Source organism: Marinarcus sediminis (SeqCode), from assembly GCF_048571275.1.
Classification (GTDB): Bacteria; Campylobacterota; Campylobacteria; order Campylobacterales; family Arcobacteraceae; genus Marinarcus; species Marinarcus sediminis.
In genome coordinates this window covers 1,955,937-1,977,744 of sequence record NZ_CP182357.1, presented here as the reverse complement: position 1 = coordinate 1,977,744, position 21,808 = coordinate 1,955,937, and the positions used below count along the sequence as shown (strand labels likewise).

Sequence of the window (21,808 nt, the reverse complement as noted above, 5' to 3'; positions counted from 1 at the left end):
TTCGTAAATACTAAGGATAACTGTGAAAAAAAATGCAACTTTACTGTGCCTGGCTTTGGCTTCAACCCTGAGTGCTCAAACCATACAAAAAATTGAATTTAACAACCTTTCAAAAGTTTCAGCAAAAATTGCAAGCGAAACCATAAATATACGAGAAGGCGATGAATTAGACATAGATAAGGTCAATAGTGCCATTAAAGAATTTTATCAATTTGGTTATTTTGATGACATAACAGTAATCAACAACAATGGTATTCTTGAGTTTAATTTTGTTGAAAAACCATCCATTGCAAATGTGGAGATGACAGGCTATAAATCACGACAAGAAGATATTGACGAAGTCCTAAAAAGAATTGGTTTATCTAAAGGAACCATGTATACAAAAGCACGAATACAAAAAGCAAAAGAATCACTTTTACAAGAACTGCAAAAAGAGGGATATGTTAACTCTGTTGTAGAAGTTGAAATTGAAACACTCAGTGAAAACTCTGTGTCTGTCTCACTTGCAGTCAATAAAGGTGATGAAATCATCATTAAAAAAGTCAATTATTATGGATCTGAAAACTTAGATGAAAGTGATTTTGAACAAGTCACTGCCAATAAAGAGGAGGATTTTATCACTTGGTGGTTTGGTCAAAACGATGGCGAAGCGAAAATTGATCAACTTCCTTATGAAAACCTAAGAATCAATGAACTCTATTTTGAACATGGTTACTTAGACTCTAAAGTAAAACCTCCCTTTTTAAAGGTTGATTTTGCTTCCAATCAAGCAAAACTGGATTTTTATATCCAAGAGGGACCTCAATATATCACCGATAATATTACAATTTATTTGGATGCCTCAATTTTAGATCCTAAAACACTCTATGAGGGATTAAAACTCAAAAAAGACAAAGTGTTTAACCTTAAAAAACTCAGAGAAGATGCTGAATATATTAAAACAGCCGTTGCCGATTTAGGGTATGCCTTTACTGAAGTTAAATATGATATTCAAAAAGATACCAAAACCAATAAAGCCAGTGTTGTCTACTCTGTCATTCCAGGTAAAAAAGTATACATCAATGATGTTTTTATCTCAGGAAACTCAAGAACACTTGATAGAGTTATACGAAGAGATGTCTATTTAGCCCATGGAGATTTGTTCAGTTTAACTGACTATAACGACTCGGTATCTAAACTCAAAAGAAATGGTTTTTTTGAAGATGTCACGATTGACCAAAAAAGAATTTCTGAAGATAAAATGGATTTAGTTGTCAAAGTCAAAGAGACATCAACGGGTTCTTTAATTTTAGGTGGGGGATATGGGTCGTATGATGGATTCATCATCAATGCCTCTATTCAAGACAGAAATATTTTTGGTTCAGGTCTTAACCTTGGGTTTTCAATTGATACCTCAAGCAAACGAAATAATAACTCTATCTCGTTAAGTAACCCGGCCATCAGAGACAGTGCTTACAATGGAAGTGTTGAAGCACATGGGAATGACCTTGAAATCGATTATGACAACTATACATTAAACAAAGATACTGTTGGATTTTCTGTGGGGGCAGGTAAAGAGATTTTCAGAAACTTCTATGGAGGATTAAAATATGCCTTTGATTCTGTTGATGAGAGTTATACCGGGACAACCGCACGAAAAAACCAATCTTATCTTGTCAGTTCAATTACACCTTATATCAATTACAACAGTACCGATGATTACTATTTTCCAAGAAGTGGATTTAAAGCTGGAACCTCTTTAGAGATTGCGGGTATTGGTGGTGATGCCGAATATTTTGAGACTTCAACCTATTTTAAATATTACTACTCTTTAGAAAATTTGCTTGATTGGGATGCTGTTTTCAGATACCGAGGTCAAGTTAAAATGTTAATTGATAACGGTATGATTCCGCAAGGAAGTACCTTTTATTTAGGAGGACCTAAATCATTAAGAGGATATGAATCGTATGCTTTTGGACCAGAAGATTCAGCTGTTGACAATCCATACAAAAACTATTTTTCCAATGGTTTTGAATTAAACTTTCCATTGGTACCCTCGGCTAAAATGCGATGGGGAGTCTTTTATGATTATGGGATGATTGGAGAAGACAATTTTTCTCAGATTAAACGAAGTGGTACAGGAGCACTTATTGAGTGGATTTCACCGGTTGGACCACTGCAATTTATCTTCTCTCAACCATTGGATGATGAACCAGGGGATAAAACATCAACCTTTGAATTCAGTTTAGGAACAAGCTTTTAATGATGGATTTAAACAGAAGATTAAGCAATGAAGAGGCTTTAGATTTAATTGAAAACATGCCTTTAATAGAACTGGGCGAGTTGGCTTTTGCTAAAAAACAACAACTTCACCCTGAACAAATCACAACATTTGTTGTGGACAGAAACATCAATTACACCAATGTCTGTTTTGTGGATTGTAAATTTTGCGCTTTTTTCAGACACGGGAAAGATGAAGATGCTTATGTACTTTCATATGACCAAATTGATGAAAAGATAGAAGAACTTTTAAAAATTGGTGGTACGCAAATATTGATGCAAGGGGGCGTGCACCCTAAGCTTAAAATTGATTTTTATGAAGATTTGGTTGAACACATTCACACCAAGTTTCCACAAATCACTCTGCACTCTTTTTCTGCAATCGAGATTGATTATATTGCTAAAGTGTCAAAACTCAACTATTTGGACGTGTTAACAAGACTTCAAGCAAAGGGGTTAAGTTCAATTCCAGGCGCTGGAGCTGAAATCTTAAGTGACAGAGTAAGAGACATCATCGCCCCTAAAAAATTGGATGCTGCAAAATGGCTTAAAGTTCATGAAACAGCACACAGCATCAATATGAAAACAACCGCCACAATGATGTTTGGAACGGTTGAAACCAATGAAGAGATCATCAAACATTGGGAAATGATACGAGATTTACAAGATAAAACGGGTGGATTTCGAGCCTTTATTATGTGGTCATTTCAAAGTGCCAATACCAAACTGCTTCAAGAGATGCCCCATTTGAAACCTCAATCATCGAACCGTTATTTAAGACTGCTTGCTGTGGCACGATTATATTTAGATAATTTTAAAAATATTCAAAGTTCATGGGTGACTCAAGGCAGCTACATTGGACAAATGGCACTTAAGTTTGGTGCCAATGATTTAGGCAGCACCATGATGGAAGAGAATGTCGTCTCCGCTGCTGGAGCCAAAAACAGAATGAATCAAGAAGAGATGATCAGACTGATTAAAGACATCGGTGAAAAACCAGCAAAAAGAAACACTGCTTATGACATACTAGAGAGGTTCTAAGATGCGAAAGCACGGAACCTTACTTTTTAAAATTTTACCCATATTATTATTTACACAAGGATTTTTAATGAGTGCAACAATTCAACATATTGCCATTAATGACACAACTTCTATACCCATTATTTTTGAACAAGATAACTCATTGCCCACTTTCAACTTACAACTGGTGTTTAAAAACTCAGGTTATATGCAAGATAAAAAACAAAGTGGTATTGCTAACATCAGTGCTAAGCTTTTAAATGAAGGAACAAAAGAGCTCGGAAGCATTAAATTTGCAGATAAATTAGAGAGCAAAGCCATCTCTTTAGAGACTTCCAATGGTTTTGAGACCTTTGTCATTGAACTTTCCTGTTTAAAAAGCGAATCAAAAACAGCGTTAAAACTGCTTGAAAAACTTTTAAAGTCTCCCAATTTTACCCAAAACACTTTGGATAAAATTAAAACAACTCAAATGGGTATTTTAAAACGAAAAGAGAACGATTTTGATTATATTGCTCAAAACAATTTAAAAAAATTAATTTTTAAAGGTACCCCTTTAGAAAACTCTTCAAATGGAACCATTCAATCAATATCCACCATAAAACTGAAAGATGTAAAAAACTTTATACACAATGCCATAACGTTGAATAATTTGATTGTTGTTGCTGGAGGAGATTTTTCTTTTACAGAATTAGAAAAAAGTATTCACGATATTTTGTTATCCATTCCAAATGGCAATGAAAATACGTTACAAATTATTCAAGCTCAAGAAAAACCCTCTGTTCATGAAGAGATAAAAGATACACAACAAGCTTATATCTATTTTGGAAGCCCCTATCACCTAGAGGCCCAAAACAAAAAGAACTATATTGCAAAAGTGGCTTCATTTATTCTTGGAGGCAGTGGCTTTGGCAGTCGACTCATGGAAGAGATACGAGTCAAACGAGGCTTGGCATACAGCGCCTATGGTTCTATTTCTATCAATAAATCACACACCTATTTTACGGGTTATTTACAAACCAAACTGGAAAGTGCTACTGAAGCTAAAGAGTTAGTAAAAAGTTTAATAGAAGAGTTTGTAAAAAATGGTGTGACACAAAAAGAGTTAGACAGTGCCAAAAAATTCTTAAGTGGGAGTGAACCACTCAGAACAGAAACACTCAGCCAACGCCTTAACAGAGCCTTTACTTATTATTATAGAGGTTTGGATCCCGATTTTGCACAACAAGAGTTAAATAATATAGAAAAATTGAGTTTAGATGAGTTAAATGCCTTTATCAAATCTCATAACGAAATTCAAAATTTATCATTTTCAATCGTAAGGAAATAACTTGTTAAGAATTGCCCTAAGCCCAACAGCTGACATGCACATTGAAAACTTAAGAATTGCCCTATTTAATTATATAATGTCAAAAAAATTAAATGAAACATTACTCATACGAATAGAAGATATTGATAAAGAAAAAAATATCGAAGGGAAAGAGAAAGAAATCCTTGAAATTTTGGCACTTTTTTCAATCGAATATGCTCAAATAACGTATCAAAGTGAAAACTTAAAATATCATCAAAAAATGGCGATGCAACTTCTGACACAAAAAAAAGCATTCTCCTGCTTTTGCTCAGATGAGAAACTCAAAGAGTTAAAAGAAGAGGCTAAAACCAATGAAAAACCATACCATTATGATGGATTTTGTGCAACATTGAGCGATGAAACTGTTTTAAATACCAATGCACCATTTAGAGTACGAATTCAAGAACCCAAACACGCAATTAAATTCAACGATTCACTCAAAGGTGCATTCACGTATGAACCTTTTGAAGTTGATGCATTTACCATTTTAACGCATGATAAAACACCTACGTACAACTATGCTTCTTCCGTAGACGATATGCTCTACGATATCACTACAGTTATAACTACAGAAGATAATTTATCCAATACTCCCAAACAAATTCATATCAGAGAATCATTGGGCTATGACAAAGAGATTGCCTATACTCATTTGCCTCTCATTTCAAATAAAGATGATATTGTCACTGTAAAAGAGCTTATTGAAGAAGGTTTTTTGCCTGCAGCCATTGCTAATTATTTGGTACTTTTAGGCAATATAACCCCCACTGAAATCTTTACCATAGAAGAGGCGATTTCTTGGTTTAGTGTTGACAAGCTTTCAAAAAATCCTGTTGAATTTGAGATAAATAAGCTGCGATTTATCAACCAAAAACATTTAGAATTTATTGATGACATGAGACTCTCTAAAATATTAGGTTTTGCCGATGAAGATATTGGGAAATTGGGAAAACTTTATTTAAAAGAGTGCACTACTATCAAAGAGATCAAAGCAAAAATTGATGCTATCTTCTCTCCAAAAGAGAGCATGAATGACTCCAAAGAGGAGTTTGCACACCTCAAAAAAGTTTTACAATCGGCCCCTTTCTTTGAACAATTTGATGATTTAAAGACATACGCTACAGAACAAATAAACCTCAAAGATGATTCATTGAGATATATTTTAACAGGAGCCAATACAGGCCCAAATCTGGGAGATATTTATCCCTTAATTAAAAACTACTTAGGAGAAATCATAAAATGACAGAAGCACTTATAAGCTCAATTGCAGTTGTAATTATTAGCATCATTACTCTGTACAAATGGGTGATTATTATTTCAGCACTTTTAAGTTGGGTCAGACCCGATCCATATAACCCGATTGTTCAAATGTTAGAAAGACTTACTCAACCAGCGTACGCATTGATTCGAAGATTCATTCCTACTGTTATTGGTGGAATGGATTTAGCACCTGTTATTCTTATTTTTATTCTTATTTTTCTAGAGACATTTTTAGGAAGATTATTTGCTGGAATGATGTAAGATGAAAGGTAAGTACTCTTTGAACAGATTTTTTCTGTTATGTCTGCTTACCTCTCTTCCTTTGTTTGCTTTTTCAAACACCATTACCCTTGATTGGCTCAATGAAAAACCAAGAAGTTATGCAAAAAACTTTTATATTTGGCAATTTTTACAACAAGACATTACCCCCAATGAAGCCGCATTGGCCCTAGAACAAGCCAGAAATGTCAATGAAATACTTTTTTTTGCATACGCAAAAAAAATTAAAAATGATGAAACTTATGCCATCATGCAGTGTATGCAAGCAAAAGCATCTGAACTTGTTGCAACCAACAGTGATTGTATTGCTGCAGGACTTTCGGTCAATAAAGCCACTTTATTAACATACCAAGAGAAGCTATTAGCCATTTCAAAATTAAAAGAGAAATACCCCTTTCAAACTGAAATATTAAAAGTTTTAAACGCACCCCTTCCCTTTACAAAACTCACAGCAAGCCCTAAAGAAGTCTTCTTTAAAACCTTTAATCAATGTGGAAACAGCTTCAGAGAAAACTATTTTAATTATAAATTACCTCAAAGTACCTTGGATAAGCTTTTAGGTGATGCAGCCATCAACCGAACCATCGTTCTTATTGTGACCAATCCAAAATTGAATGCCCTTCAAGAGTCGTTATTGGAGAATTTTCAAAGTCAAAATCTCACGAATAATGGGCTTTTTTATCTTGGAATAAATGCGTTAATTCATGACAAAAATGAGTTGGCACTCAACTATTTTAATAGAGCCTATGATCAATCTTATCTGCGTTCAGACAAAGATAAAATGCTTTTCTGGAAATATCAGCTCACTCAAGACAAACAGTTGTTAGAAGAATTAAGCAACAGTTCAAATATCAACATTTATTCCCTGTTTGCACTTGAAGCTTTAAACAAAAAGCCCAACAATATCATTTATGATATTAAACTTGAAAAAAACAAAGAAAAAAACAGTTACAATATTGCTGATCCATTCAGCTGGATTCCAATTTTCAAAGAGTTAAAAACAGTCGATGAAACACAATTAAAAAGCTATGAAAAAAAATTCAACAATAAAGATACACTCCCTTATCTCGCTTTTATTTATGAAAAATATTATCAATTTCAACGAAACTATTTTATAACTCCTTATGAAGAGTATATCATCGATTATGATTTGGATAAACAGGCCTTAATATACGCCATTGCAAAACAAGAGACCCATTTTATTCCCTCTTCGATTTCACCTTCGTATGCCATGGGGATGATGCAAATCATGCCTTTTTTAAGCAAACATATTGCGAAAGAGTTAAAAGAAGAGAAGTATGACATTAATGAGATGCTTAATATTAAACAAAATCTGAAGTTTGCCAACTATCAATTAAATTATTTAAAAAAAGAGTTAAAACATCCTCTGTTTATTGCGTATGCTTACAATGGTGGAATTGGTTTTAGCAAAAAAATGTTGGGAAGTGGTCTGTTTTCAAATATGAAAAAAAGATATGAACCCTATTTAAGTATGGAACTTGTTTCTGTTGATGAATCAAGACATTACGGGAAACAAGTTTTAGCCAACTACTATATTTATAAAAATCACTTGGATAAGAAACATCCCTTACGCTTTTCTAGTTTGGTCGAAAGCTTACAGAACCCCTACCAAAAGTAGTGTTTTCTAGCGTTAAAACCAACGTTGTATCTTCACTGTTTTTTTCAAACTTGATCACATAATATTTTGCCCAACTGTTAAATAATGGTATATTATTTAACATTTTGTGGTTTTTATCCAAAAACTCTTTTGAAATATACTCTCTGCCATTGAGTGTCAGTTTAAACGCTTCTTGGCTTAAAAAATCTTCCGTTTTATGATTTTCATCTTCAACAACATAAACACCTACTATAAAGTTTTCATACTCATTATCCCACATGGAATCCACTGAGTTAAGATAGGTAACATTCATCATAACTTTAACTTCATTTTGAAAAAGAATATCTGCTTTTTTAGTGTATTGTAACGCGTTTGAATACAACTTGTTTTTCTCAAAATGTGTCATGGCCATCGGTGGAGTACATCCCACAAATAAGAAACTTGATAAAATCAGAGGTGCAAAAAAATATTTTTTCATCTATACCCTTAAATATTATTATCTTATTATTTTACACTAAAGATACTTTAACCATCATTTAGATAAAATCCCCTATGATTAAAGATGATTTACAAACAAAAACATACAAAAAATTAGCAGTGGCTTTCAGTGGTCCATCCAATAGTGGGAAGACCACTTTGATTGTAAAAATTGCCAATATTTTACAAGACAGAGGCTATAAAACAGTCATTGTCAAACACGATCCAAAAGATAAAGCACGATTTGATCAAGCAGGAAAAGATTCAGATAAATTTTCACAAACAGGTTCAGATGTTGCCGTAGTAAGTCCTAACAGAACTACCCTGTTTAAACAAAGCACATCGACGGTTGATGAAATTATTTCTCTGTTTGGCACATTTGATTTTTTATTGGTCGAGGGTCTTAAAACACTCCCCCTTCCAAGAATTTCAATTTTTAGAAACTCGCTTGATGAATCATATTTCGCAGTTTCAAATGCCATTGCTTGTGATGAAAGCATCAATAAAGATGAGATACCCAAAGAGTTGGAACAACTGAATTTAAATAACCCCGAAGAAGTAATTCTTTGGATTGAAAAAAATGCAAAGAGAGTATAAAATGACAGAAATTTTTGATGCCATAAAACAGACAGCCATAGAGATTAAAGAGCTCATTGTCAATGGTGATACAGGAAAAAGTGAACAAGAGAATGCCACAGGGGATACCCAACTTAAATTGGACATTCAAAGTGATTTAATTATTGAAAAAATATTTGCCAACGTACCCTCAATCAAAGCCATAGTTTCAGAAGAGCAAGAAGCCATTGTCAATTTACATGAAAAAGGGAAATATTTAATTGCATATGACCCCTTAGATGGTTCATCTTTGGTCGATGTAAACCTATCGGTGGGTTCTATTTTTGGTATTTATGAAAATGATTTTACTGCAGACAATTTAATCGCTTCTGTGTATGTTGTTTTTGGACCAAGAGTAGAATTGGTCATTGCCACAGAAGAAGTCAAAATGTACCGACTTTTAAAAGGAAAATTTGAATTTATTCAAACCATTGCTTTAAATGAAAAGGGAAAATTAAATGCACCTGGTTCCACACAAAACTGTTGGGCACCTTTTCATAAACAACTCATTGATGATATTTTTAATGATGGTTACCGATTAAGATATTCTGGCGGTATGGTACCAGATTTACATCAAATCTTATTAAAAGGTGGTGGACTTTTTTCATATCCAGGGACAAGTGACAGACCAAAGGGGAAATTAAGACAACTCTTTGAAGTTTTTCCTTTTGCTTTTGTTTTTGAAAAAGCGGGTGGACAAGCCATTGATGGAAAACAAAGAGTATTAAACATTCCGACAACACACATTCATGATACCACACCTTGTTTTTTTGGCTCTAATGAAGAGATCAATCGAGTGTTAAAAGTTTATAAAGAAAATGAGTAATCAACAAACCGATGAATGGGATTTAAAGCTTGAGCAACAACTCCAAGTCTTAAATCAGTGTCAAGAATCGAAAAATTTACCCAGTTGTACAAACTGTGCAGAATTTTTTGATTGTGAAATAAGAAAAACGTATGTAGTCGCCGTCTATGAATCGATGAACAAAGGTTCTGGTGGTGGATTTGAATTTTAATTAAAGGTAAAAAATGGAAAAAGCTTGCAAAAATGTATATATAACCACACCAATTTATTATGTTAATGATGTGGCTCATATTGGGCATGCGTATACAACAATTATTGCAGATATGTTAGCAAGATATTCAAGATTGGTAGGGTTCAATACTTTCCTTCTGACAGGTACCGATGAACACGGACAAAAAATTGCTCAAAGCGCTGAAGCAAGAGGGAAAACCCCTAAAGAGTATGCCGATGAAATCAGTGGAAAATTCAAAACACTTTGGGATGATTTTGATATTACTTATGACAAATTTATAAGAACAACCGATGATGAGCATAAAGCGGGTGTTCAAAAAGCATTTGAAACGATGTATGCCAAAGGCGATATTTATAAAGGCGATTATGAAGGGTACTATTGTGTATCATGCGAAACATTTTTTACTGAAAAACAACTCATAGAAGGTGAATTTTGTCCAGATTGTGGCAAACCAACTCACATTGTTAAAGAGGAGAGTTACTTCTTTAAACTCTCAAAATATGAAGACAAACTGATTAAATGGTATGAAGAGAATGAAGATTGTATTCTTCCTCGTGCCAAGAAAAATGAAATTGTTAACTTTGTGAAAGGGGGATTGAGAGATCTCTCAATTTCAAGAACTTCATTTGATTGGGGAGTAAAACTTCCTGAAAATATGAATGAACCTAAACACGTCATGTATGTTTGGCTTGATGCCCTTATGAACTATATTACAGCACTTGGTTATGGAACCGATGAAAAGCATATGGATATGTGGCCTGCAAAAGTCCATTTAGTGGGTAAAGATATTTTGCGATTTCACTCGATTTATTGGCCTGCATTTTTAATGAGTTTAGAATTACCTCTTCCTCAACACGTTGCTGCACATGGTTGGTGGACAAGAGACGGTGAAAAAATGTCAAAATCAAAAGGCAATGTGGTTGACCCTAAACAAGTGGCCGATGCTTATGGTTTAGATGCTTTCAGATACTTTTTACTCAGAGAAGTTCCTTTTGGACAAGATGGAGATTTCTCTCAAAAAGCATTGATGGATCGAATCAACTCTGATTTGGGAAATGATTTGGGAAATTTACTCAATCGAATCATGGGAATGAGCGGAAAATATTTTGATTATAAAATAGACTCAAAAGATGTGGCTAAATTCCACCAAAAAGAGCTGGATGAAATCAATGAAATTTTAAACAATGTGGAAGAATATATTTTTAACATGCAACTCAACCGATACCTTGAAGATATTTGGAAGGTTTTAACCATTGCCAATAAAGCCATTGGAGATTATGAGCCTTGGGCAAAAATGAAAGAGGGTAAAACAGATGAAGCCATGGCATTGGTAGCACTTATTACCAATATTGTTGCTAAAGTTGCCCTACTTTTAGATTCTGTTATGCCACAAAAAGTTTCACAAATTGCTGATTGTTTGGGCATTAAAATCAATACACAAACCTATACCCAACTCATAGGCAATAAAGAGTTAATCTCTAATACAACCATTACAAAAGTAGATCAGCTCTTCCCACGAATCGAAGAGATTTTGTTGGAACAATCTGCTCCAAGTGATATCTCTAAAAACAGTGTAGAAATTGAAGCAAAAGAGAAAAAAGAAGCAAAAGTATGCAGTGAAATCATTGAAGATGACAACTTAATCACCATTGATAAATTCTTTGAAACAACCATAAAAATTGGAACCATCATCGAAGCAGAAGAGGTGCCTAAGTCAAAAAAACTGCTCAAACTTCAAGTAGATGTGGGCGAAGGTAAAAACAGACAGATACTCGCTGGTATTAAAGAGTATTACAGTGCCCAAGAGTTAGTTGGAACACAAGCGTGTGTTGTAGCAAACTTAAAGCCTGCAAAACTCATGGGAATGATCAGTGAAGGAATGTTACTTGCAGCCAAAGATGAGAATGGTTTGAATTTAATCCGACCTGAAAAATCAAAAACTGCTGGAACGAAAATAAGCTAGCATCGTGCAAATTTCTTCAATCAATGACATCATCCAAGGGGAGTTACAAAACTCCCCTGCCATCTCTTTTATTTCCAATGTGAAAACCAATGCAAAAAGAGTTCATGAGGGTGATCTTTTTGTTGCAAAAAATGAAGATGACATTGCAGTTGCACTTAAAAATGGTGCATTTGCCATAGTAACACAAGCAGCAACGACTATTCTTGATTCAGAGATTGCCTGGATAGTCGTTGACGATATTCAAAAAGCGTTAATTCGATTTATTCGCTACAGTTTAAGCCAGCTTGATTTACACGCTTTTTATTGTGATGAAATAAGTTATAAACTCATTCAATTAAATAAAACAGCAACACATCAAAATATCAAACTTTTTTCTAACAATATTGAGCACTCTCTTAAACTGTTAGATACGCTTGAAAATGGAGATACTATTTTTTCATTTAATAAAGAGATATTAGATGCCATTTATCCCAAAAACAAAAATTTCAACACCTCCACTTTTGAAATTAAAAACGTAATAGAACACTCTTTATTTGAAACCACATTCAGTTATAAAGAAGACTATTTTTCAAGAATCAGAATTTCAGGATTGTACCTCAATCAGTTTTTAGAAGTCTTTTTATTGTTTAACAAAGAGATTGATTTTAATAAACTCAAAAAACTCAACCACTTTAAACCCATTTTTATTGACAAATACAGCACGGTTGTTGAGTATGGGAAAAGTGGTAAGTTCATTCTTGCGCAAGAATCTTTCCAGATTGCACAAGAAGAGTTAGCCTATATTCACAAAAAATATACATATGGGAAAATAGTTGTCTTTATCAAAAAGGGTTTAACCCTATCAAATAACAACTATATTTGTATCCAAGCCATTGAAGAGATCAAAGAAAAACTCAAAAAACAACGGTATAACGCGGTATACATCATTGGTTTTAGTTCACAAAAGATAGAAAACTTTTTAAACGAAAACAATGCCATTAACGCTTTACTTTAATAGACCATTCCAAAAGAACCAATCACTTTTCCTAAAATTTGTATCTCATTTTTTTGAACCACTTGCATGGGATACTCTTTATTATCGGAAATAATATCCAATTTTCCATCCAAACGTCTTTGAATTCTTTTTACAAACAAGCCATGGATGGTTGTAAAAGCATAAATACCCTCTTTAGCAAAATCTTTTTTTGTAGAGTCTAAAAAAATGATATTATCAGAACACAATGTTGGTTCCATAGAGTCACCCACCACATTAATGGCTTCGATATTTTTCAAATTTTTCTCACCACCAAGCATTTTGGTAAAATATTCAGGTACTTCAAGTTTTTCAAAGGCATCTTCACTCTCATAAGCTCCTCCACCAGCACTTACATTAACACTTGGATAATACCGAATCCAATACTTATCTGTTGAATCAAGTAATGAACTGGGATTTTGATTATAAAGTAACCAGTTGATAGAGATTTTTTTGATCGCACAAAAATCCAATATATTAGAAAAAGGAATTTTACTTCTGTTTTTCATGGTGGCAAAATTGACTTGAGATAATCCCAATGCAGTTGCAACATCTTTATCAAAAACTTTCCCATTTTTTCCATCGGTACTCAAAACATCTTTCAATCGCTCAATTATTTCACTTACAATTAACATTATGACTCCTTTTTAGAATTATATTACAATTTGCAATATTTTTCAAGTTGTTTTCAATTTTATATTAAAATTTGTCATATTATTTAAAAAAGGAGCTGCAATGAGTGCAAAAATAATGAAACTAAGTGACAATTTAATGGGAATTTTATATAAAATTGACCATGCCATTTATAAAATTGGAGATAAAATTTTCTAATAATTCACAATTTATGAAAAGTTTTGAAATTTCATCAAATTAAAGTCAAAAAATCAATTTGACTAAAGCATATTTTTAATAAAATGCTTCCATCAAATTACAGTGGTAACCACGGAGAGTAATATGGAAGTAAATTTAGTCGTCGAAGCATTAAAGTTCATGGTGCTAGGAATGGGAGTTGTATTCTCTTTTCTTGTCATTATGGTCTACGCGTTAAAAGTGCAAACAGTACTTATTAACAAGTTTTTCCCTCTTGCAGAGAAAAAACCTATTAACAAGGTGCAAACACAGGTTGTTACGGCATCTGACACTGCAAAAAAGATAGCTGCAATCTCAGCAGTTGTTCAACATCACAACAATCTAAAAGGGTAGTATAAATGTCAAAGAAATATATTGATGTAATGGATACCACGTTTAGAGATGGATTTCAATCTGTCTTTGGTGGTAGAGTTCTTATGGATGATTTCTTTCCAGCTGTAGAAGCTGCAAAAGAAGCAGGTATAACACACTTTGAATTTGGTGGAGGTGCACGTTTTCAATCATTGTTTTTCTATTTAAGAGAAAATGCATTTGATATGATGGATCAATTCAGACAAATAGTAGGTCCAGATGCAAACTTACAAACACTTGCACGTGGTATTAATACAGTAATGTTAGATACAGGATCTCGTGAATTAATTGACATGCATGCAAAAATGTTTGCAAAACATGGTGTAACAACCATTCGAAACTTTGATGCGCTTAATGATGTACAAAATTTAGAATACAGTGCTGAATGCATTAAAAAATATGGTTTAAATCACGAAGTCGTTATAACACTGATGGATTTGCCTCCAGGATGTGTAGGGGCTCATGATGTTCCTTTTTATGAAAAAACATTACGAAAAATTTTAGACAGTGGACTTCCTTATGATTCAATCTGTTTTAAAGATGCGTCAGGAACCTCTTCTCCACAGAAGATTTTTGAAACCATTCAAATGGCAAGGAAACTCGTCGGGGAAGATATGCATATCAGACTTCATACCCACGAGACTGCCGGTGTTTCAGTCGCCTGCTATTTAGCCGCCTTAGAAGCCGGCGCGGATGGAATTGATTTAGCCGCCAGTCCTGTCTCAGGGGGTACAAGTCAACCCGATATCCTCACGATGCTTCACGCTGTCAAGGGCAAGAACTACGACCTTGGTGGATTAGATTTAGAAAAAATCCTTAAATACGAAGAAATACTCAAACATCAACTCAAAGACTATTTTATGCCTCCAGAGGCAACACAAGTTTCCCCACTTATTCCATTTTCTCCAATGCCAGGTGGCGCACTTACTGCAAACACACAAATGATGAGAGATAACAATACTCTGCATAAATTCCCAGAAGTCATTAATGCCATGAGAGAAGTTGTTGAAAGAGGTGGTTATGGTACTTCTGTTACACCTGTTTCACAATTTTATTGGCAACAAGCATATGCCAATGTTATGTTTGGACCATGGAAACAAATTGCTCCTGGTTATGGGAAAATGGTATTGGGTTATTTTGGTAAAACACCTGTAGAACCCGATGCTGAAATTGTAAAACTTGCAAGTGAAAAATTAAAACTTGAACCCACTTCTGAAAATCCACTTGATATTGCCGACAGAGATGAAAAGAAAACAATGGCATATTGGGAAAACCGATTAAAAGAAGAAAAAATCGAAGTGACAGATGAACACATTTTTATTGCAGCAGCTTGCGATGAAAAAGGAATCAGCTTCTTAAAAGGTGATTCTCCATTAAGTGTAAGAAAAATTGATGAAGCAGATTTAGTATGTGAAGACAATAACGATTGTAAATTAGGAGAAAAGAAAACAATGAATAACGCAACAGGTAACTACACAGTAGTAGTAGATGGACAAAAGTTTAATGTAACAATAGCAGAAGGAAATGCAGATATACAAGTAACTCCTATTGCAAAAAGTGAATGTACAACAACTGCCAATAATAGCTGTGCTTCAGGTGGTACTGAAGTGGAAGCAACCGTCAATGGAAATATTTGGAAATTGGTTGCTAAGGTGGGTGATAAAGTTGAAAAAGGTGATGTCATTGCCATTTTAGAAGCCATGAAAATGGAAATTGATGTTGAAGCACCTGTCAGTGGAACAATTTCATCGATTACTGTTACAACAAATGAGCCTGTTGATGAAGGTCAAGTCATAGCTATTATCAGCTAAGTATAATTTAGTATTACCAATTTGGAGAAATTTAATGAATAAAAAAATAATTGTTTCGATGCTAATTATATTTTTTGCTATGTTTAGTGTTAATGCTTTTGCAAATACTACAACGCATGAAAATGTTGAAAAAGTTGCAGCAAAACATGAATATAAGCCCAAAACAATCACAGAACTTGCGGTATCATTCTATGAAACAACAGGAATCAATGCTTTAATAAACCCAAGTGATGATGTTATGACATCAGAACCCAACCCTGAAAATGCAAGAAAAATGACATCATTTGAGCAAACTTGGGGAAGAGGTATTATGTTTGGTATTGTTTTTCTTCTGTTTTATCTTGCCATTGCAAAAGGATTTGAGCCACTTTTACTGCTTCCTATTGCTTTTGGTGGATTGTTAGCCAATATTCCACTTGCCAATATGAGTGGACCACACGGAATGCTAGGAATTATCTATAATATGGGAATTGCCAATGAGTTCTTCCCTCTATTGATTTTCATGGGAGTTGGTGCAATGACTGACTTTAGTCCCCTTTTAGCCAATCCAAAATCAGCACTTCTTGGAGGTGCAGCGCAATTTGGAATTTTTGGTTCACTTGTAGGTGCAGTTGCCATGGGATTTGATTTACAAAGTGCCTCTGCTATCTCTATTATTGGTGGAGCAGATGGTCCGACTTCAATCTTTATTGCGAACAGACTTGCCCCTGAAATGCTCGGGGCAATTGCTGTTGCTGCTTACTCTTATATGGCTTTAGTACCTGTTATTCAGCCTCCCATTATGAAAGCACTGACAACAGAGGCTGAACGAAAAATAAAAATGCCAAAACTCCGAAGAGTACACAAATTGGAAAACCTTTTCTTACCTATTTTGATTTTAATGTTAGCCGTAATGTTTTTACCAGAATCAACTCCTTTAATTGGTGCGTTTGCCTTTGGTAACTTCTTGAAACAATCTGGTGTCGTTGAAAGACTTTCTGATACGATGCAAAATTCATTGATCAATATCGTTACAATCTTTTTGGGATTAGGTGTGGGTTCAAAACTTGCTGCAGATAAATTTTTAGTTTTAGACACATTAGGAATCATGGTTATTGGTCTTATCGCTTTTTCAGCAGGTACTGCAGCAGGAGTCATTATGGCAAAAATTATGAATAAATTCAGTTCTGAAGAAAATAAAATAAATCCACTCATTGGTGCAGCTGGTGTATCAGCAGTACCTATGGCAGCACGTGTTGTAAGTAAAGTTGGACAAGAATATGACAAGTCAAACATCTTATTAATGCATGCAATGGGTCCAAATGTTGCTGGTGTAATTGGTTCTGCCGTTGCCGCTGGTGTACTTTTATCAATATTTAAATAATAAAAATAGGAAAAATAAATATGTCTGAAATTAAAGACTCTCTTGGTTTAGAAAATGTAGGTACCGTGTACAGAAACTTAGATATAGATACATTAATTGATCATGCCATTAAAAATGAAGGTGCCAAAATATCTTCAACAGGTGCATTAATGATTGATACAGGTATTTTTACAGGAAGAAGTCCAAAAGATAAGTTTTTTGTCAATCTTGACCCTTCAAATAAGCATATCTCTTGGGGAGATGTAAACAGAGCCGTTGATGAAAAAGTCTATAATGATTTAGAAGCCACTGCAAAAAAACAACTCAGTAACAAAGATTTATATGTAACAGATGTTTACTGTGGTGCAAGTTTAGACTCACGAAGATCAATTCGATTCATCACTGAAGTTGCTTGGCAAGCCAATTTCATTCAAAATATGTTTATACTCCCTTCAGAAGAAGATTTAAAAGATTTTAAACCAGACTTTACCGTATACAATGCTTGTAAAACAATCGACAAATCATACGTTAGTCACTGTTTACATTCAGAAGTATTTGTGGTATTTAACGTAGAAAAAAATATCTCCATCATTGGTGGAACTTGGTATGCAGGTGAAATGAAAAAAGGTATTTTTTCAATGATGAACTATTGGCTTCCATTAGAAGGAAAACTCTCTATGCACTGTTCGGCAAATATTGGAGTAAATGGTGACACTGCCCTATTCTTTGGACTTTCTGGAACAGGGAAAACAACACTCTCAACTGACCCAAATCGAGCTTTAATTGGTGATGATGAGCATGGTTGGGATGATCATGGTATTTTTAACTTCGAAGGGGGTTGTTATGCAAAAGTCATCAATCTTGACGAGTCAAGCGAACCAGAAATTTATGGTGCGATTAAAAAAGGTGCTATTTTAGAAAATGTGGTTGCCGATGAAAAGGGTGTTGTAGATTTTACAAATGGTTCAAAAACGGAAAATACAAGAGTGTCGTATCCAATTAACCACATTGAGAACCATACACCTGATATGACGGGAAATCACCCTACAAATATTATTTTCTTAAGTGCTGATGCCTTTGGTGTTTTACCTCCGGTATCAAAATTAACTAAAGAACAAGCCATGTACTACTTTTTAAGTGGATATACGGCAAAAGTTGCAGGAACAGAACGAGGAATTACAGAACCTGTTGCGACCTTTAGTTCATGTTTTGGTGAAGCATTTTTACCACTACATCCAACCATTTATGCTGATTTACTGGGACAAAAAATTGATCAACACAACGTGAATGTATTTTTAGTAAACACAGGTTGGACAGGTGGTGCTTATGGCGTAGGTAAAAGAATGAGTATTAAAAATACACGAGCTTGTATTAATGCAATTTTAGATGGTTCAATTAATAACAGTGAATTTGAAAACTTACCTTATTTTAATCTTGCAATGCCAAAAACGTTAAATGGTGTTGAAACCTCTGTATTAAATCCAAGAAATACATGGGAAGACAAATCTCAATACGATGAAAATGCTAAAAAACTTGCAAATATGTATATTGCCAACTTTAAAAAATATTTAACCTTAGAAAGTGAATTTGATTTTACAGCTGCAGGTCCACAACTGTAGTATATACTTTTATATATTGGCAAAAGGGGTGGAGATAAATTCCACCCCTTTTTTTATGATAACAATAGGAAAATCAATGAAACTCAAAGAATTTTTAGAAAGAATAGAAGATACGTTGCCAAAGATTGTCCATTTTAGTGCGCTTCATATGCTTAAGAAAGTTTACAACATACAAGAGGACTCCTTAACCCCAAAAGAGTTAAAAGCATTCTTTATCAACTATAATTTATATCAAAGATATCTCAACGACTATGCAGGCGTTATTTATAATCAATTTGAATCAAGTATTGATGAAGTGTATAAAGTCATGTGTGAATACTTTAAAGAAAACCCTGACAATCAATACCTTTTTGAATACAGAATTACTCGTATTTCCAATCAAGACCCAACAAAATATCTTTCAATTCCTGATCCAGAAATGCGTAATGCTGCCATTGCCAGAGTGGAGGATAAAATTGAAGTCATTGAAGAATCAACATATTATAAGGAGAATAAAAAAGAGGCCGATATCTATCTCAATGAACTTAAACAATCATTGAGTATGGTTAAAAAAGCGGTAGGGATTGTTTAGCCCCTACCCTTCTATTTGAATCTCTTCTATGATTTCTAAACCAAAACCATTTAAACCAATAAATGAGTGTTTCCCTCCACTTGTAAGCAGCTTAATTTTCTTAATGTTGAGTGTATTTAAAATTTGTGCACCAATACCATAATCTTTTTTTGATTCTTTATGTGCCATTTTTTCATTCAGAAAAATCAAAACACCCCCTTTTGCTTGCATAAAATTAATTGTTTTAAGCATTGAGTTGAGTTTTTCATCTTCTAAGAAAAGATTGATATCAGGCATAATGGTATGAAATTTTATATGAGTTTGTTCTTGAATTTTACCAAATATAATAAGGCTATGTATATTTCCCAAATGATCTTTAAACTCTTTTTTAATTACATTTGAATTAAAAAAAGTGATATTTTCACTGCAAATTTCTTCTACTAATGTTTCATGAGAGAGTCTGTATTCAACCAAATCAGAGATATAAATTTGTTTCATATTATGTTTTTGAGCAAAAATGTCTAAGTCATCTCTTCTTGCCATGGTTCCATCTTCTTTCATGATTTCACAAATGACAGATTCTCCATTTAACCCAGCTAATTTACATAAATCAACTGAACCTTCTGTATGACCAGTTCGTACCAAGACCCCACCATCTTTAGCAATTAAGGGGAAAATATGACCCGGTTTAACCAATTCATCCACTTTTGAAACAGGATTGGCTAAAATTTTTATTGTGTCATCTCTTTCAGAAGCACTGATACCTGTTGCTGCCGTTGCTGCATCTACGGAAATAGTAAATGCAGTCTCATATGAAGATGTATTTGAAGCTACCATTGGTATAAGTTCTAATTTTTTTGCTGTCTTTGATGTAACCGCAACACAAATTAAACCTTTTGCATGCGTTGCCATGAAATTAACTTTTTGAGGTGTACTTAACGGTGCTGCATAAACCAAATCGCCTTCATTTTCTCTGTCTTCATCATCAAGCATAATAACCATATTACCTTTTTGAATCTCTTCTATTGCTTCTTTTACTCTTTGTATTGCTGTCATTATATTCTCTTCTACATATTTTATTTTATTCTTTTATTATAGCAGAAGTTTCAAAATTTATTCTAAAAAGTCTTGACATTAAAATTGATTTTTACTATAATTTCACCACTTAAAAGATTGGGGTATCGCCAAGTGGTAAGGCAACGGTTTTTGGTATCGTCATTCGAAGGTTCGAATCCTTCTACCCCATCCATTTGGTACTTAAAAGCCGCGGAATAGAGCAGTCCGGTAGCTCGTCGGGCTCATAACCCGAAGGTCGTAGGTTCAAATCCTGCTTCCGCAACCAATTAAAATGTGTGTCTTATGTCAAGGTAGCTCAGCTGGCTAGAGCGCTGGTCTCATAAGCCGGAGGTCGAGAGTTCAAGTCTCTCTCTTGACACCATTTTCATAAAAATGCTGTCTGTATTTTTATATCCCATGTTTTAAACTTTTTTTAAAAAGTAATTTTTGGCGCTGGTGTAGCTCAGTTGGCTAGAGCAGCTGATTTGTAATCAGCAGGTCGGGGGTTCAACTCCCTTCACCAGCTCCACTTTTATCGCGGAATAGAGCAGTCCGGTAGCTCGTCGGGCTCATAACCCGAAGGTCGTAGGTTCAAATCCTGCTTCCGCAACCAAATAAGCAACTTAAGTGGCACTGTTTCAAGTAATATGCGAACACATCTTTCTCCTAAATATTATCTTACTTGAAGTTTATTCTAATATTTTTTCACAGTGTCATTTTTTTATTACCCTATAAATACCAAGCAGTTTGTAAAAAATTTAATGATTTATCATTATTTTTATTAAAATACTTGCATTTCAAATATTTTTAGGCTATACTGCTCAAACTTGAAAGATGATTTAGAGTTTCATCTTTGGCTTGCTTTTTATTGTGACCTTTCGTTAACAGTACAATCTATCCTAGAGAATGCTCCACTTTATATTTTCTACAACTTAGAAATCAAGTATACAAACAACCAAAGGAATTGCAATGGCAAATTTAGTAAATGGAACAGTAAAATGGTTCAATAGTGAAAAAGGTTTCGGTTTTATCGAACAAGAGAACGGTGGGAAAGATGTATTCGTACACTTCAGACAAATTAACAGCACTGGTTATGGTAGAGTTTCATTAGAAGAGGGTCAAAAAGTTACTTTTGAACTTGGACAAGGTGAAAAAGGTCCACAAGCAGAAAACGTTACTGCTCTTTAATTTTTCATTAGGACAGATTTTCTTCTGTCCTTTTTCTTACATATCGCGGAATAGAGCAGACCGGTAGCTCGTCGGGCTCATAACCCGAAGGTCACAGGTTCAAATCCTGTTTCCGCAACCAATCAACTTT

General features: G+C 34.2%; 20 protein-coding genes and 6 tRNA genes. 23 read left to right on the top strand and 3 right to left on the bottom strand.

Annotation, left to right across the window (positions count from 1 at the left end):
• Positions 1–22 precede the first annotated feature (22 nt).
• The 6 genes from bamA (at position 23) to ACNI3C_RS10000 (ending at position 7,808) form a co-directional block, all read left to right on the top strand.
• Positions 23–2,242: an outer membrane protein assembly factor BamA gene (gene bamA, locus ACNI3C_RS10025; RefSeq protein WP_419769659.1), complete on the top strand. Its 2,220-nt coding sequence runs from the start codon at positions 23–25 to the stop codon at positions 2,240–2,242.
• Complete coding sequence (locus ACNI3C_RS10020) at positions 2,242–3,300, top strand: dehypoxanthine futalosine cyclase (RefSeq protein ID WP_419769658.1); 1,059 nt, start codon at positions 2,242–2,244, stop codon at positions 3,298–3,300. Before bamA ends, ACNI3C_RS10020 begins: the two co-directional genes overlap by 1 nt.
• 67 nt (positions 3,301–3,367) lie before the next feature.
• The gene (locus ACNI3C_RS10015; RefSeq protein WP_419769657.1) at positions 3,368–4,609 is read left to right on the top strand and encodes a M16 family metallopeptidase; all 1,242 of its coding nucleotides are present in this window, start codon (positions 3,368–3,370) and stop codon (positions 4,607–4,609) included.
• Between the two features lies 1 nt (position 4,610).
• Entirely contained in the window at positions 4,611–5,873 is a 1,263-nt protein-coding gene (gene gltX / locus ACNI3C_RS10010) for a glutamate--tRNA ligase (RefSeq protein WP_419769656.1), read from the top strand.
• On the top strand, positions 5,870–6,151 hold the full coding sequence (locus tag ACNI3C_RS10005; protein WP_419769655.1) for a YggT family protein: 282 nt from the start codon (positions 5,870–5,872) through the stop codon (positions 6,149–6,151). The genes gltX and ACNI3C_RS10005 overlap by 4 nt, the downstream gene beginning before the upstream one ends.
• Before the next feature lie 19 nt (positions 6,152–6,170).
• Positions 6,171–7,808 carry a transglycosylase SLT domain-containing protein gene (locus ACNI3C_RS10000; RefSeq protein WP_419769654.1) on the top strand — a complete coding sequence of 546 codons (1,638 nt, stop codon included), beginning with the start codon at positions 6,171–6,173 and terminating at the stop codon, positions 7,806–7,808.
• On the opposite strand, the gene ACNI3C_RS09995 is transcribed toward ACNI3C_RS10000, so the two are convergent.
• Positions 7,768–8,265 (bottom strand): hypothetical protein, encoded by a 498-nt coding sequence (locus ACNI3C_RS09995; protein WP_419769653.1) that lies wholly within the window; start codon positions 8,263–8,265, stop codon positions 7,768–7,770. The two genes, ACNI3C_RS10000 and ACNI3C_RS09995, sit on opposite strands and share 41 nt — an antisense overlap.
• Before the next feature lie 74 nt (positions 8,266–8,339).
• Between ACNI3C_RS09995 and mobB the strand changes: the two genes are divergently transcribed.
• The 5 genes from mobB to ACNI3C_RS09970 are packed head-to-tail and all read left to right on the top strand — an operon-like array spanning position 8,340 to position 12,873.
• Complete coding sequence (gene mobB, locus ACNI3C_RS09990) at positions 8,340–8,861, top strand: molybdopterin-guanine dinucleotide biosynthesis protein B (RefSeq protein WP_419769652.1); 522 nt, start codon at positions 8,340–8,342, stop codon at positions 8,859–8,861.
• A 1-nt stretch (position 8,862) separates the two neighbouring features.
• On the top strand, positions 8,863–9,705 hold the full coding sequence (locus ACNI3C_RS09985; RefSeq protein ID WP_419769651.1) for a class 1 fructose-bisphosphatase: 843 nt from the start codon (positions 8,863–8,865) through the stop codon (positions 9,703–9,705).
• The gene (locus ACNI3C_RS09980) at positions 9,698–9,895 is read left to right on the top strand and encodes a hypothetical protein (protein WP_419769650.1); all 198 of its coding nucleotides are present in this window, start codon (positions 9,698–9,700) and stop codon (positions 9,893–9,895) included. The genes ACNI3C_RS09985 and ACNI3C_RS09980 overlap by 8 nt, the downstream gene beginning before the upstream one ends.
• 13 nt (positions 9,896–9,908) lie before the next feature.
• Positions 9,909–11,879 carry a methionine--tRNA ligase gene (gene metG, locus ACNI3C_RS09975; RefSeq protein WP_419769649.1) on the top strand — a complete coding sequence of 657 codons (1,971 nt, stop codon included), beginning with the start codon at positions 9,909–9,911 and terminating at the stop codon, positions 11,877–11,879.
• Between the two features lie 4 nt (positions 11,880–11,883).
• The gene (locus tag ACNI3C_RS09970) at positions 11,884–12,873 is read left to right on the top strand and encodes a UDP-N-acetylmuramoyl-tripeptide--D-alanyl-D-alanine ligase (protein WP_419769648.1); all 990 of its coding nucleotides are present in this window, start codon (positions 11,884–11,886) and stop codon (positions 12,871–12,873) included.
• On the opposite strand, the gene ACNI3C_RS09965 is transcribed toward ACNI3C_RS09970, so the two are convergent.
• Complete coding sequence (locus ACNI3C_RS09965) at positions 12,870–13,526, bottom strand: S24 family peptidase (RefSeq protein WP_419769647.1); 657 nt, start codon at positions 13,524–13,526, stop codon at positions 12,870–12,872. The genes ACNI3C_RS09970 and ACNI3C_RS09965 overlap by 4 nt on opposite strands.
• 319 nt (positions 13,527–13,845) lie before the next feature.
• Here ACNI3C_RS09965 and ACNI3C_RS09960 point away from each other — a divergent pair, with 319 nt between their 5' ends.
• The 5 genes from ACNI3C_RS09960 to ACNI3C_RS09940 all read left to right on the top strand — a co-directional run bounded on the left by ACNI3C_RS09960 (position 13,846) and on the right by ACNI3C_RS09940 (position 19,455).
• Positions 13,846–14,094, top strand: a complete 249-nt coding sequence (locus tag ACNI3C_RS09960; RefSeq protein ID WP_419769646.1) for an OadG family protein — start codon at positions 13,846–13,848, stop codon at positions 14,092–14,094.
• Positions 14,095–14,099: 5 nt separating this feature from the next.
• A complete protein-coding gene (locus tag ACNI3C_RS09955) occupies positions 14,100–15,923 on the top strand; it encodes a biotin/lipoyl-containing protein (protein ID WP_419769645.1) in 1,824 nt (607 codons plus the stop codon).
• A gap of 34 nt (positions 15,924–15,957) precedes the next feature.
• Complete coding sequence (locus ACNI3C_RS09950) at positions 15,958–17,286, top strand: sodium ion-translocating decarboxylase subunit beta (protein ID WP_419769644.1); 1,329 nt, start codon at positions 15,958–15,960, stop codon at positions 17,284–17,286.
• A gap of 20 nt (positions 17,287–17,306) precedes the next feature.
• Entirely contained in the window at positions 17,307–18,884 is a 1,578-nt protein-coding gene (gene pckA, locus ACNI3C_RS09945; protein WP_419769643.1) for a phosphoenolpyruvate carboxykinase (ATP), read from the top strand.
• A 76-nt stretch (positions 18,885–18,960) separates the two neighbouring features.
• Positions 18,961–19,455: a hypothetical protein gene (locus ACNI3C_RS09940; protein WP_419769642.1), complete on the top strand. Its 495-nt coding sequence runs from the start codon at positions 18,961–18,963 to the stop codon at positions 19,453–19,455.
• A gap of 3 nt (positions 19,456–19,458) precedes the next feature.
• On the opposite strand, the gene ACNI3C_RS09935 is transcribed toward ACNI3C_RS09940, so the two are convergent.
• The gene (locus ACNI3C_RS09935) at positions 19,459–20,490 is read right to left on the bottom strand and encodes a bifunctional 3,4-dihydroxy-2-butanone 4-phosphate synthase/GTP cyclohydrolase II (protein WP_419769641.1); all 1,032 of its coding nucleotides are present in this window, start codon (positions 20,488–20,490) and stop codon (positions 19,459–19,461) included.
• Positions 20,491–20,608: 118 nt separating this feature from the next.
• Between ACNI3C_RS09935 and ACNI3C_RS09930 the strand changes: the two genes are divergently transcribed.
• The 7 genes from ACNI3C_RS09930 (at position 20,609) to ACNI3C_RS09900 (ending at position 21,799) form a co-directional block, all read left to right on the top strand.
• A tRNA-Gln gene (locus ACNI3C_RS09930) sits at positions 20,609–20,683 on the top strand.
• A gap of 16 nt (positions 20,684–20,699) precedes the next feature.
• Positions 20,700–20,776, top strand: a tRNA-Met gene (locus tag ACNI3C_RS09925).
• A 19-nt stretch (positions 20,777–20,795) separates the two neighbouring features.
• Positions 20,796–20,872 (top strand) — tRNA-Met (locus ACNI3C_RS09920).
• A gap of 70 nt (positions 20,873–20,942) precedes the next feature.
• Positions 20,943–21,019 (top strand) — tRNA-Thr (locus ACNI3C_RS09915).
• A gap of 7 nt (positions 21,020–21,026) precedes the next feature.
• A tRNA-Met gene (locus ACNI3C_RS09910) sits at positions 21,027–21,103 on the top strand.
• Positions 21,104–21,459: 356 nt separating this feature from the next.
• On the top strand, positions 21,460–21,678 hold the full coding sequence (locus ACNI3C_RS09905) for a cold-shock protein (protein ID WP_419769640.1): 219 nt from the start codon (positions 21,460–21,462) through the stop codon (positions 21,676–21,678).
• 44 nt (positions 21,679–21,722) lie between these two features.
• A tRNA-Met gene (locus tag ACNI3C_RS09900) sits at positions 21,723–21,799 on the top strand.
• Positions 21,800–21,808 lie beyond the last annotated feature (9 nt).